Raw genomic sequence first — 11,583 nt, 5'->3', positions numbered from 1 at the left:
TTCGATCGGGGCCGTTCATGTCGGATTGGCCGGGCGTACGGCGTGGGTGGCGACCTGGGCGACGTCGGCGATCCGGGCGATCGCCTTGGCCAGCAGGGCGGGTTCTTCGGTGAGGGGGTCGCCGCCGACCGGCAGGTCGTGCACCCGCACGGCTTGCGAGGTGACCGCTTCCCAGGCCGTGGCGTCAAGGGGGTCGTGCGCTCCGGCGGTCCGCAGCAGAAAGACCGGGACGGGCAGCCGGCTTCCGGTGAACGTGTAGCCGTCGGTCATCGCCAGATCGGCCCGCAACAGCGGTTCGAAGAACTCGTAGACCGCGTCGTCGTCCAGCAGGGCGGCCGGGGTGAGGCGGTACTCCCGCAGCCAGTTCCGCAGGTCCTGGGCGTTCAGGGCCGCGGGCCGCTCGCCGGACGCCGGGGCGACATGCCCCGGGATGGGCTGACGTACGGCCAGGAGCCCCCGCAGCGGCACCTCGGCCGGCAACATGCTCAGAGCCGCCAGGGAGACCATGGCGCCGAAGCAGGAGCCCATCACGAGCACCGGCTTGCCGTGTTCGCGGGTGTCCGCCGCGATGACCCGGGCGACCTCCGCCGCGGCGGGCGCGAGGGTCGCGTACGGGGCGCTCCTGACGCGGTTCTCGCGGCCGGGCAGCCGTACGGCCCGTAGCTCCAGGCTGTCGGGCAGCGCAGCGGCGACCGGGTTCCAAGGGGAGGCGCCGGCGCCGGCGTGCGCGATGGCGTAGACCACGGCCGAAGCCTGGGGACGCGCCGTCCAGCTCTGCAGGGCGCGGGCCTCGTCCGGGGCGGCGGGGCCGGGTGCTTCGGTCATCGGCTGCCCCTTCATCGGCCGGGAGCCGCGTTCGCTGAGGCGTCGGAGGAGAGCAGCTCCCCGAGCGCGCCGGGCATGGCGTTGCGGCTGATCGTGAAGTAGTCGTGACAGTCGGGGAAGCTCCGTGCGGTGAAGGCGCCCGAGGTGTACTCGCGCCAGCCGTCGTTGTGTTCCGTACGGACCAGGGGGTCGTCGGAGCCGTGCCACGCCTGGATCTCGCACGCCAGCTCCGGGTGGGCGTACCGGTACTCGGCGATCATCGCGACCGTGGCCCGGAATCCGGTCAGCATCCGCTCGACCAGCCAGCTGTCGAGCTGGGCCGCGACATCGAGTCCCGGCAGGCAGGAGCAGCCGGACGCGATGATCTCCTGGTCCGTCTGGCCGAGGATGTCGGTCGCCTGCTCCAGGGTTTCGTCGCCCGGCGTGCCGACGAAGTGCGGGGGCCGCCCGGAGGCCAGTACCACGCGCCGTACCGGGTGGCCGGCGGCCTCCAGCAGCGCCGCCGCCTCCAGCGCCATCGCGGTGCCGGAGCCGACGCCCACGAGGGTCAGCGGATTGCTCCGGGTGGAGGCGAGCCCGTCCAGGGCGCGTACCGTCTCGGCCGCCACTTCCTCGACCCGGTGGGGCGGCTCCTCCTCGATACGCTCCTCGCGGCAGGGCAGTTGCGCCCCCACCACGAGGGCGTCCGGGCCCAGCTCCTCCTGCCAGGGCCGGAAGGTCGACGCGCCGAGCCCGGTGGGCGGGAAACACAGCAGGGTCGCCCGGGGCGCGGCCGTCTTGGACCAGGTGCGCAGCCACATGCTCGCGTCAGTCATGCTCACTCCGTTGTCGTCGAGTCGGTCCGGCCGGTCAGTGCGCGGCGGGGTTCAGGGAGACCTTCACTCCGGCTCCCTCGGCCTCCGCCCGTTCCCACACGCGCATGGCGGACACCACGTCCTGCACAGCGAGGCCGAGCGATTCGAAGACGGTGATCTCGTCGGGGCCGGTACGGCCGGTGCACCGGCCCACCAGCAGCTCACCGATCTCGCCCCTGATGTCCTCGGCCTTGAAGCGGCCCTCCCTCATCGGGAACAGCAGATCGCCCGCCTCGTTGAGCGCGGACTCGCGGCGGTCGACGAACACGGAGGCTCGCTCGACCAGCGACGCGTCCAGTTCGCGGGCGTGCGGGAAGGAAGCGCCGACGGCGTTGATGTGGGTGCCCGGACCGACGGCGTCGAGGAACAGCAGCGGTTCGGTGCTCGCTGTGGTCGTGCACACGATGCCCGCGCCCAGCGTGGCCTCCTCGATCCGCTCGTATGCCGCCGCTTCGATTCCCAGGTGATCGGCGGCCCAGGCAGCCAGCGCCTTCGCGCGCTCGTGGTGGCGTCCCCACACCCGGACCTGACGGACCGGCCGGACCACCGCCATCGCCTCGATGTGGGCGCGTGCCTGTACGCCGGTGCCCAGCACGGCGAGGCTGTCCGCACCGGCGGGGGCCAGCAGATCGGTGGCGACCGCCGAGGCGGCGGCGGTACGGATCGCCGTGAGGGAGCCCGCCTCGACCGCGGCGGCCGGGACACCGGTCTGCGGGTCGAATACCAGGACCAGACCGTTGTGCACCTGAAGTCCGCGGCTCGGATTGTCCGGGGTGACGGTGATCGTCTTGACTCCGAAGGCGGTGGTCGCCGTGCCGCCGGGGTCGGAGACCTGGGCCGGCATCACGGCGAAGGCCCGGCCGCCCGGCATCTTCAGCACCTTGCGCAGCGGCTGTTGCACCTGGTCGCCGCCCAGCGCCCGGAACGCTTCCCGCACGCGTGCCACCGCATCGTCCATCGAGTAAAGCCGCTGTACGGTCGCGCCATCGATGATCAGCATGGAAAAGTGACCCCTCTGAAATGGTTTGCGCGGGCGGTGGACTAGAAGGCCACCGACTGGCCGATGATTTCCTTCATGACTTCTGTGGTTCCGCCGTAGATCGTCTGCACCCGGCTGTCCACGAAGGCCCGTCCGATCATGAATTCCGTCGTGTAGCCGTACCCGCCGTGCAGTTGCAGGCAGCGGTCGGTGACGTCCTTGCACAGTTCGGTGTTCCACCACTTGACCATCGCGGCGTCCTCCTGGCTGAGGTCGTCGCGGTCGTGGCTGACAATGCACTGGTCGGTGAAGGCGCGGGCCACCGTGAGCGAGGTCGCCATCTCGGCGAGATTGAAGCGGACGGTCTGCAACTGGGTGAGGGCTCCGCCCGAGACCTCACGCCGACGGCAGTACTCGACCGTCTCCTCGTACGCCCGCTCCGCCAGCGCGAGGGCCGCCACGCTGATCGAAAGACGCTCCCTGGGAAGGCTGTTGAAGACGTAGAGGAACCCCAGGCCCTCCCTGCCCAGCAGGTTCTGCCGGGGCACCCGTACGTTGTCGAAGAACAGCTCCACCGTGTCCAGGGAGTGCACGCCGATCTTGGCCTGGGGACGGCCGACGGCCACGCCCGGCATGTCCGCCTCGACCATGAGAAGACTCGCCGCGGGCCGCCCGGAGGGCCCGGGCGCCGTGTTCTTGGCCAGCACCAGAATCCGGCCGGCGATCGATCCGTGGGTGATGAAGGTCTTCTGTCCGTTCAGGACGTAGCAGTCGCCGTCCAGCCGTGCGCTGGTGCGAATGGCGGCGATATCACTGCCCGCGCCCGGCTCGGTGATGGCGATACAGCTGATCTGTTCTCCCGAGCAGAACGCGGGCAGCCAGCGACGTTTCTGCTCCTCGGTGGCAAGGCCCGACAGATATCCGCCGACGACTTCGCTGTGCACGTTGAAAGCCGGGCTCAGCGTGCCCGCCCGGGCGAGTTCCTCCCCCCGGATGGCGTGATAGCGGTAGTCGGGGACGCCGCCTCCTCCGTACTCGCTCTCCATGTCCGGGGCGAGAATTCCCGCCCGCCCCGCGGCGAGCCACACCTCGCGGTCGGTGACCCCCGCCTGGTCCCACTCGGCCAGGCGCGGAGCCACTTCGCGCTTGACGAAGGTCCGGACGGTGTCACGGAAGGCGTGGTGGTCCGCCCCGAAGATCTCTCGTTCTTTCACGCTACTCATTTCGCGCCGACCCGGCGGCTGCCAGGTCCAGTGGTTCACAGGTGGGCAGCAACTGGCGCAGGCGCTGGATCATGACGTGGCAGTAGCCCGCGTTCTGTTCCATGGACCGCAGCCGGGGATAGGGCATCTTGCCTTCGCGGGGGTGGGTGAACCGCAGGGCGCCGGCCGCCGGTTCGCCGGTCAGCCCCAGGGCCGTCGGGACGTGGGCGAGCTCCTCGGGCACCTCGATGGTCACCGTGGTGTCCGTCAGGCCCAGCAGCCGGGCCTCGCTGAGTCCGACCTCGGGGGGCACCACCTTCTCGCTGTAGATGTAGGGGCGGGCCACCAGGTCGATGTCCAGGGCGAGCCGGGCCGCCGGGTCCGTCCACCACGGCTGGGTGCGGCAGAAGTCGAGCAGCAGGCGGTCCATCACCCCCCGGTGCGAGTGGAGGACCATGTGCGCGGACTTGCCGACGTTCAGCAGGTCGTAGTTGTCCGCCGTGGAGACCGAGCTCGCAAAGAAGCGGCAGAGTTCGTCGTCCTGCTGCTGGAAGTACGCCGTCGCCGCGGAGAGGAATTCCTCGTACGGCTGGATGCCGGCGCGGTCGAGGTAGCCGGCCAGGTGGTAGGCGGAGCGCCCGTTGTACAGGCTGTGCACGGCGTAGTAGAACCACGCGCCCTCGACGACCTCCGCGCGCGAGGCCCACTTCGTGGCCACGACCACGTCGGCCTCGGCCGCCTCGTCGGGCGCCCGCTCGACCTCGATGCCCAGCACCTCACGGCGCTGGTAGATGTCGGTGTTGTGCAGCAGCAGTTGCGGATAGATGGTCAGGGTGTCGGCGTTGAGCCGGCACAGCCGCCCGACGCCCGCCTTGAAGGACTGCAGGGTCTCTCCCGGCAGCGGCCAGATGAGCTCGATGAAGGAGCTGATCCCCTTCTGGTTCAGCGACTTCTGCAAGTCCATGTAGGTGTTCTCGCGAATGTTCTTGCGGTCGATCAGCTCGAGCGCGTTCGCGTTGACGGTCTGCAGGGATATCGGCTGGCTGGTCACGAGGCCGCCGTGCACCAGTATGTCGGTGATCTCCGCGACCCGCTCCGGGCGGTTCTTCGCCGCCGCGATGACCATCGAGGTGGGGAAGCCGTACTTCTTCCGGTTGTCGATGATGTGCTTGCTGAGGTCCACGTCGCGCGGCGAGAGCCCCCAGTTGGCGTCCGCGATGAACACGCTGGCCACACCGTTCTTGGCGATCCACTCAATGTCGCCCATGACCCGTTCGGTCTCGAACTTGTAGACCTTGGAGTTGGTGGCGGCGCCCCAGAAGCAGAAGCCGCAGTGGAAGGGGCAGCCCCGGTTGGTCTCCAGTACGGAGAAGGTGTACTCGCCGTCGTCGAAGATCCCGGCGGCGAACGGGGACGGAACCTCGTCCAGTTTGGTCAGTCTCGGTGAGTCGTCCGTGGTGACCAGCTCGCCCTGCGCGTCGAAGAAGCTGACGCCGGAGACCTGCGTGAAGTCCGGTTCGCCGGCTGCGATCTGGCACAGGTACTCGTAGAAGGACTGCTCGCCCTCGCCGTTGCAGACCACCACGTTGGCCGACTCGGGCCGTACGTAGTCGGCGGCGTGGTTCATGACCTGCGGCCCGCCCAGGACGAAGCGCGCGTCCGGGCGCGCGTCCAGCAGACCTTCGAACAGGCGCTTGATGACGCCCATGTTCCAGATGTAGCAGCTGAAGGCGTACACCTCGCTGTCCCGCTCGATCAGCTCGGCGAGCATCTCGTCGACGGGGGTGCGCAGGCTGCGGGAATAGATGCCGAACGCGAAGGTGTCGTCGATCAGTGGGTCGCGGGTCGCGTAGCACTGCAGATAGCCGGCGACCAGCGGGACCGTGTTGTCGTACACGGACAGCTCGACAATCGTGACGTGTCGTTTCACGGTGCTTCCGCCTTTACTCGTCGCTCTGGGATGACTTGAGGACGGCGTCGGCGATGTCCCGCAACACCGGGTACATGTAGACGTCGTCGGCGATCAGCACGAGGCCCTGCCGGCGCGCGGCCTTGACCAGCCGGATGACCCGGAGCGAGTCCCCTCCGATGTCGAAGAAGCTGTCCGAGGGGGCGACGGGGGAGACGCCCAGCACCTCGGTCCACAGCTCGGCGATCTGCTGCTCCAGCGGCGTCCTGTACGCGTTCCCGGGGTCCGCGTCCGCGTCGGTGTCCGGCGTGGGCAGCGGTCGGGCGGAGAGCTCGGCGCGGTCCACCTTCCCGTGCGGGGTGAGCGGCAGCGCGTCCACCGGGACCACCGCCACTGGCACCATCACGGCGGTGACCTCCTCCGCCAGCCGGCGGCGCACCTCCGAGGCGTCGGTGCCGTCGGTGAGTACCGCGTGGGCGACCAGCGAGGCCGGGGCGTCGGGGGAGGTGCGGTGCGCGACAACGGTCGCGGCGAGCACGCCTGTCTGCTTGAGCAGCGCCGCTTCGACCTCGCCCGGCTCGACGCGTACGCCGTTGATCTTCAGCTGGTCGTCGATCCGGCCGAGGAAGTGCAGCTGCCCGTCGGCGTCCCGTCGGACCAGGTCGCCCGTGGCGTACCGCCGGCCGCCCGGCCCGTCGGCGAACGGGTCGTCGCTGAACTTCTCCGCGTCCCGTGCCCCCGCGCCGAGATAGCCGCGGGCCACCCCGGCACCGCCGAGGTACAGCTCGCCGGGCTCGCCGTCCTGGACCGGCTGCCCGGCCGGGTCGAGCACGTACGCGCTGACACCGCGGATCGGAGTCCCGATGGACGGCGGGGCGTCGCCCTCAGCGCCTGCCGTGGCCACCTGCCCGCAGGTCGCCACCACGGTGCCCTCGGTCGGGCCGTAGTTGTTGAACAGCGCGAAGGGCAGCCCCGACGGGGCGCCGTGGCCCAGTCGGTCGCCGCCGACCAGCATCGACCGCAGCCGGACCGCGCCGTCCTCGTCACGCGGCCAGGGCAGGTCGATCAGCTCGACGGCGAGCGGTGTGGGGACGAAGCTCACCGTGATGGCCTCCCGGTGGAGCCACGCCGTCAGGTCGGCCGGCGCCGCCAGCAGTTCCTGCGGGACCACGTGGAGCGTTGCTCCATGGGCCAGACACGGCCACACCTCCAGCGCGAAGGCATCGAAGGACGGCCGGGCGAGCTGGGTGAGCCGGTCGGCGGGGGTGAGCGCGTACTGCTCGCCGTACCAGCTCACCAGGTTGGCCAGCCCGCCGTGCTCCACCACGACGCCCTTGGGCTGCCCGGTGGAGCCGGAGGTGTACGTGATGTACGCCGCCGCCGAGGGCGGTATCGGGGCCGTCGGCTCGTACTCGGCCGACTCGTTCACATCGGAGGGGGAGTCGACGAGGACGGTTCGCACGCCGGGCGTCGCCACCTGGCCGGCGAGTTCCGCATCGGTGATGAGGAGCTTGGCCCCGGCGCCCGTGACGAAGGTGCGGGCTCGACCGGCCGGCTCTTCGGTGTCCAGGGCGAGATAGGCACTTCCGGCGGTGAGCACGGCGGTGGCCGCCACGACCAGGTCGGTGCCCCGCCGCAGATGGATCGCCACGACGTCGTCGGGCCCCGCGCCCGACTCCAGGATCCGCCGGGCCAGTTCCGCCGCCCGCGCCCGGAGCCGGCCGTACGTCAGGATGCTCGCGCCCTCGACGACGGCGGGGTGGGTGGGATCGGCCGCGGCCCGGGCAGCGATGCGCTCGGGTACGGAAGTGCCAGTGGTGGCCGTTGCGTTCAACGAACTCGACTCCTCGTACATGTCCTGGAGGTCCTCACAATTCAGTGGTCGGGTGGCAGCGGGCGGGATCGCTCACGGGCACTGCACCTCCGTCAGCCAGTGGTGGTAGCGGTCCGAACGCCCCCGGACCACCCGCGTGTAGGCGTCCCTCAGCCCGGCCGCGACCGGACCGGGGGATCCGTCGCCGACCCGGAGACCGTCGATCGCGAGGACCGGGAGGATTTCCCAGGCCGTGCCGAGGAAGAAGATCTCGTCAGCCAGATACAGCTCTGTCCGGTCGACCTCGCGCTGTTCCACGGCAAGCCCGAGCACCTCCTCGGCCAGCGTGATCACGGTGTCCCTGGTGACGCCCTCCAGGACCCCGCTGGTCAGCGAAGGAGTGATCACCCGCCCGTCGCGTACCAGCGCGACGCACGCTCCCGGCCCCTCGGTGATCTTGTGCCGTTCGTTCAGCAGGATGGGCCAGTCGTGTCCGTTCTCCCGGGCCTCCAGGAGGGCCAGCCGGCCGTTGTGGTAGTTGGAGAACGCCTTCACCCGCGGCGGCATCGAGGCCTCGCTGATCCGGATCCACGAGCTCACGCCGGCCCGGCAGCCCGCAGGCGCCTCCAGAGCGCTGTCCACCCGCCAGGAGTCGATCACCACCTCGCAGAGGCTGTCCGCCGGCACCATCTGCTCCTTGATGTAGCCGCGCGGAAACGCCCAGGGGCGCAGATACGCGTCCTGCCGGTAGCCGTTGGCCCGCAGCACGTCGAGCGTGGCCGCAGTCAGCTCCGCCGGGGTGTGGCCGAGGTCGAGCCGGCAGATCCGGGCAGAGTCGTACAGCCGCCGCAGGTGGTCCTCGAGCCGGAAGACCAGCAGGCTCTCGCCCTGCGCGGCGCGGTAGGCCCGGATCCCTTCGAAGATCGCGGCGGCGGAGGCGTGCCCCACCGCGTTGACATGGATCTGTGCGGAGGCCCAGGGGACGAGGTTCCCGGAGCGCCAGAGCCAGTCCGGAGTGGCCTGTTCCGGCCGGTCGGGCGCGGTCGTCTCCGGCTCCAGCGGCAGATCGGGTGTGGTGATCATCGGCTTCTCACTTCTTGCGGGCGGTTCCACTCCGCCTCCAGCAGGTACGCCCCGGGCACGCCGACGACGGCGTCGGCGTTCGCCAGTCGTCCGGCGTCGCCGCCCGAGGACGGAACGGCGACGCACCGCACGCCCGCGGCGCGCGCGGCACGCACCCCTACCGGCGAGTCCTCCAGGGCCAGCGCGTCCTTCGCCGCTGTCCCCATCCGCGCCAGGGCGGCCAGATAGAGGTCCGGAGCGGGCTTGTGGCGTACGACCTGGTCGCCCGTCAGGACGAAGGCGAAGCGGTCGCGCACCTCGAGCCGGCTCAGGTGCCCGTCCACCCAGTCGGCGGAGGAACTGGAGACCACGGCCACCGGGATGCCTCGCGTCCGGGCCGCGTCCAGCAGTTCCCGCACCCCGGGCCGCAGCGGTTCCCGCTCGCTCAGCTCGCGCTTGCGCCGTGTCCGGCGGTTGCGGAGCTTTTCGTCGGCCGGCCTGCCGAGCGCCGGGGCGAGCGCCGCCAGGGCGATCGCCTCGCCGTCGGACCGCCCCGCCATGCGCTGCCACAGCTCATCGGGGAAGGTCCGGCCGTGTTCGGCCCAGGTCTCCTCCCAGGAGCGTTTGGCAGCCCGCTCGGTGTCGCAGATCAGGCCGTCGAAGTCGAGGAACAGCGCGAGTGGTGGCACGGGTTCAGTCCCTCCCGGCCGGCGGCGAGGGCGTCACCGGTCCGAGTACGCGGGCCACGAAGTCGCTGGTGAAGCGGGACTCGGGGTCGAGTTCGCCCCGTACCCGCTGGAACTCCGACCACGCCGGGTAGCGGGGCGCGAGCACCTCGGCGGTCGCGGTGTGGGCCTTGCCCCAGTGCGGACGGCCATCGAGCTCGCGCAGCACCTGCTCGATGACCCGGTGCAGCTCCAGGAAGGCCACGGTCCGGGGCACCGTCAGATTGACGTAGCCGGTCGTGCGCCCGTAGGCGGGGCTGAGCGGCGAGTCGTCACCGGCGCCGACCCGGACCAGTACGGAGTACGGCGAGTACCGCCCGGCCCGGCGCAGGACGCCGCGCAGACGCCGCAGCGCCTCCGGTACGTCCTCCAGGGCGAGGGCGTGTTCCAGCGCGACGAACTTGACGGGCTGCGGAAAGGTGAACACCCGGTGTGCCACGTCGACATGGGCCGCCGGGACCCCGGTCCGCCCCGCGAGCAGCCGGCTCAGGCGTGGTACTCCGGTGGGTGCCACGCCGGCCGCCAGCCCGACCAGCCCGGACTTCACCTCCGAGACGGTGGTGGCGTAGCGCTGCCGCCCCGCTCGCGCGGTCGGCGCGTCCTGGGTCGGCCGGAGCAACCGGCTGGTGACGGTGTCGCCCCAGGGCAGCCAGGAACAGGAGACGTGCTCGGCGCTGCCGGCCCACTCCTCGAAGCGTTCCAGCAGCGATTCGAGCGGCTCGGTCCGCTCGTACGTCCGCAGGTTGAAGGACGGCACGCAGCGCAGGGTGACCGTGCTGATGACGCCCAGAGCGCCCAGTGCGGTACGGGCGCACCGCAACAGGTCCGGCGTGGCATCCCGGGACAGTTCGCGCACCTCCCCGTCGGCGGTGACCAGGCGCAGTGACTCGACCAGGTCCGAGAAGGCGGCGTGCTTGAGGCCGGACCCGTGGTTGCCGGTGGATATGGCGCCGGCGACGGTCTGTTCGGCGAGGGTGCCGATGTTGGGCAGCGCGAGGCCGGCCCGTTCAAGTGCCGTGCTCACGGCGGCGAGCGAGGTACCCGACCGCACGGTGACGCGCTGCGCGGCCCGGTCGAGCCGCTCGATCCCGGCGTATCCGGAGAGGTCGACCAGCACGCCGTCGGTCACCACCAGGGGATTGAACGAGTGCCCCGAGCCGGCGGCCCGCACGGTGAGCCCGCGGCGGGCGCCGAGCAGTACGGCGTCGACAATGTCCTGCTCGGAGAGCGCTGCGATCAGGTGCTGGGGCTCGCAGCGCACGGTTCTGGCCCAGTTGGTCCAGGTCGGCGCGGTCATGGCGCCCCCCTGGCCGCCGCGTCGGCGGTCGGCCGGACGAGCGTGGCGGTGTAGCGGGCCACCGCGTCCTGCCAGCTGGGCAGGGTGAAGCCCAGGGCGCTCAACCGGTCGGTGCTGAGGGTGGAGTTCGTGGGGCGGCCGCCGATGAAGCCCGCGTCCGCCATGGAGACCGGCTCGGGAGCCAGCTCCTCGGCGCTCTCGGATCCCAGCAGCGACAGCACATGCTCGCCCACCTCGTACCAGCTGGCCGTGCCCCGGTTCGCGAGATGAAGGGTGCCGGTGACCGGACGGTCCGTGGTCAGCAGGAACACCAGGGCCTCGGCCAGATCAGCGGTGTAGGTGGGCAGGCTGAACTGGTCGTGGATCAGGGCGGCGCGCTCGCCGCGCCCGGCCTTGCGCACCACGGACAGCACGGTGTCGAGCCGTTCGTCGGATCCGCCGAAGAGCCAGGAGGTGCGTACGTTGAGATGGTCCGGGACCAGTGCGGCAATGCGCTCCCCGGCCACCTTGGTCATCCCGTAGACGCTCAGCGGCGTGGGCAGATCGTCCTCGTCGTAACCCCGGGGCGGGGGCGCCTCGCCGTCGAACACGTAGTCGCTGGAGAGGTTGATGAGCCGGCTGCCGGTGCGCCGGCAGGCGTCCGCGACGTGCCGCACCCCGGCGACGTTCACCCGCGCGGCGAGAGCGGGATCCACCTCGCAGTCGTCGACGATGGCGTGCGCCGCGGTGTGGACCACCACATCGGGCCGGAAGGCGTCGATGGAAGCGGCGACAGCGGCGCGGTCACCGATGTCGAAGTCGCCGGCGGAGACCCCGTGCAGCGGCCACCCGGTGGTGACCGGATCCGAGCGCAGGGCGGCGGTGAACGCGGTGCCCAGCATCCCGTCCGCTCCGGTGAGGTACACACGCATCGGCCG

The 11,583-nt window shown here is 70.9% G+C and carries 10 protein-coding genes; all 10 read right to left on the bottom strand.

What is annotated here, in order from left to right; translation table 11 throughout:
- Nucleotides 1–15: 15 nt before the first annotated feature.
- Nucleotides 16–825, bottom strand: coding sequence for a thioesterase II family protein (locus tag ACFYO2_RS33705; RefSeq protein WP_388356653.1), 810 nt, complete (start codon nt 823–825; stop codon nt 16–18).
- An 11-nt stretch (nt 826–836) separates the two neighbouring features.
- Complete coding sequence (locus tag ACFYO2_RS33700) at nt 837–1,640, bottom strand: thioesterase II family protein (RefSeq protein ID WP_388356651.1); 804 nt, start codon at nt 1,638–1,640, stop codon at nt 837–839.
- A gap of 34 nt (nt 1,641–1,674) precedes the next feature.
- On the bottom strand, nt 1,675–2,679 hold the full coding sequence (locus ACFYO2_RS33695) for an ornithine cyclodeaminase family protein (protein WP_388356648.1): 1,005 nt from the start codon (nt 2,677–2,679) through the stop codon (nt 1,675–1,677).
- A gap of 41 nt (nt 2,680–2,720) precedes the next feature.
- Nucleotides 2,721–3,872: an acyl-CoA dehydrogenase family protein gene (locus tag ACFYO2_RS33690; RefSeq protein ID WP_388356645.1), complete on the bottom strand. Its 1,152-nt coding sequence runs from the start codon at nt 3,870–3,872 to the stop codon at nt 2,721–2,723.
- 1 nt (nt 3,873) lies between these two features.
- Nucleotides 3,874–5,790, bottom strand: coding sequence for a B12-binding domain-containing radical SAM protein (locus ACFYO2_RS33685; protein WP_388356642.1), 1,917 nt, complete (start codon nt 5,788–5,790; stop codon nt 3,874–3,876).
- Nucleotides 5,791–5,803: 13 nt separating this feature from the next.
- Complete coding sequence (locus ACFYO2_RS33680; protein ID WP_388356640.1) at nt 5,804–7,603, bottom strand: amino acid adenylation domain-containing protein; 1,800 nt, start codon at nt 7,601–7,603, stop codon at nt 5,804–5,806.
- Nucleotides 7,604–7,675: 72 nt separating this feature from the next.
- A complete protein-coding gene (locus ACFYO2_RS33675) occupies nt 7,676–8,665 on the bottom strand; it encodes a branched-chain amino acid transaminase (protein ID WP_388356637.1) in 990 nt (329 codons plus the stop codon).
- A complete protein-coding gene (locus ACFYO2_RS33670; RefSeq protein WP_388356635.1) occupies nt 8,662–9,333 on the bottom strand; it encodes an HAD family hydrolase in 672 nt (223 codons plus the stop codon). Before ACFYO2_RS33670 ends, ACFYO2_RS33675 begins: the two co-directional genes overlap by 4 nt.
- Nucleotides 9,334–9,337: 4 nt before the next feature.
- Complete coding sequence (locus ACFYO2_RS33665) at nt 9,338–10,666, bottom strand: D-arabinono-1,4-lactone oxidase (RefSeq protein WP_388356632.1); 1,329 nt, start codon at nt 10,664–10,666, stop codon at nt 9,338–9,340.
- Nucleotides 10,663–11,577 (bottom strand): dTDP-4-dehydrorhamnose reductase, encoded by a 915-nt coding sequence (rfbD, locus tag ACFYO2_RS33660; RefSeq protein WP_388356629.1) that lies wholly within the window; start codon nt 11,575–11,577, stop codon nt 10,663–10,665. Before rfbD ends, ACFYO2_RS33665 begins: the two co-directional genes overlap by 4 nt.
- Nucleotides 11,578–11,583: the final 6 nt, after the last annotated feature.

This window comes from Streptomyces sp. NPDC006602, from assembly GCF_042870385.1.
Taxonomy (GTDB): domain Bacteria; phylum Actinomycetota; class Actinomycetes; order Streptomycetales; family Streptomycetaceae; genus Streptomyces.
This window is presented reverse-complemented; position numbering and strand designations above follow the sequence as displayed.